Raw genomic sequence first — 1,087 nt, forward strand, 5'->3', positions numbered from 1 at the left:
GGCGAATTCAAACATGAGGTGCGACAGTTTCAAAAGCCTTATGATAATCAACAAGCTGAGCAAACTTCTCTAATGGTGTAAGCCAATCTAACGCTTTTCTAGGACGAGTATTCAGTGACATGGCAACTTGATTTAAATAATGCTGATCTGCCTGATTTAAATCAATCCCTTTAGGTAAATATTGCCTAATTAAACCATTCATATTTTCGCATGTGCCTTTTTGCCATGGTGAATGTGGGTCACAGAAATATACATCTATGCCTAAATCTTCTTCGAGTATTTTATGTTCTGACATCTCACGTCCACGGTCATAGGTCAACGTTTTACGCAGTTCTGCAGGTAAATATTTCAGAGCTTCAGTTAAAGCCTTGCGCACTGATTCTGCCTTTGCATCAGGTAATGTTGCCAAGATACAGAGCCGTGTATTTCGTTCAATAAGTGTTGCTATCGAACTTTTATTGTCTTTACCTTTAATTAAATCGGCCTCCCAATGACCCGGTATTTTTCTTTCTTGAACTTCAGCTGGGCGCTCATGAATAGTTTTAATATCCTGTAATATAGAATCTTTTTTAGGTTCACCGTTAGCTTTTCGCTTTTTATTTTCATGACGCAGACAGGATAATAAGTCTTTTTTCAACTCACCCTTTGGTAATGCTCGTATCGTTGAGTAAATCGTTGTATGGCTTACATTCATTGTTTGATCCAAATCAGAAAATGTCTTTAAACGCTTCGATATTTGCTGAGGAGACCATAAACAACGGATCGCTTCAACAATAAATCTCCAGAGGATTGAGTCGATTTTGAGTTTTCTGTGACCACGTCTACGTCTAGCGAAGGTGTTATCAGAAGCATATCGAGCTTGATAAACGTCATTGATGCTATTTCTTTTAAGTTCACGATAGATCGTACTAGGATGTCTTTTAATAAGTTCAGCAAATTTTCTGGGTGAAAAGCCTTCTTTTCTTGACTCAAGCATTAATGCAGTACGATCTTCAAAGCTAAGATGATGGTATGACAATTTTATATACTCCATAAACCCTTTAAATTAATTAGGTGGTTTATGTCGCACTTCAAGTTTTACTCTGCC

Annotated in this window: 1 protein-coding gene; it reads right to left on the reverse strand. The window is 37.4% G+C overall.

What is annotated here, in order from left to right; all coding sequences use genetic code 11:
- Positions 1-7: 7 nt before the first annotated feature.
- On the reverse strand, positions 8-976 hold the full coding sequence (locus FTU54_RS15125; protein WP_257218617.1) for an IS30 family transposase: 969 nt from the start codon (positions 974-976) through the stop codon (positions 8-10).
- Positions 977-1,087: the final 111 nt, after the last annotated feature.

It is taken from the genome of Acinetobacter sp. YH12116 (assembly GCF_013418895.1).
Classification (GTDB): Bacteria; Pseudomonadota; Gammaproteobacteria; order Pseudomonadales; family Moraxellaceae; genus Acinetobacter; species Acinetobacter indicus.

Coding starts and splice junctions, on each gene's coding strand:
- FTU54_RS15125 (WP_257218617.1), bottom strand. CDS start 976: ATGCTTGAGTCAAGAAAAGAAGGCTTTTCACCCAGAAAATTTGCTGAA.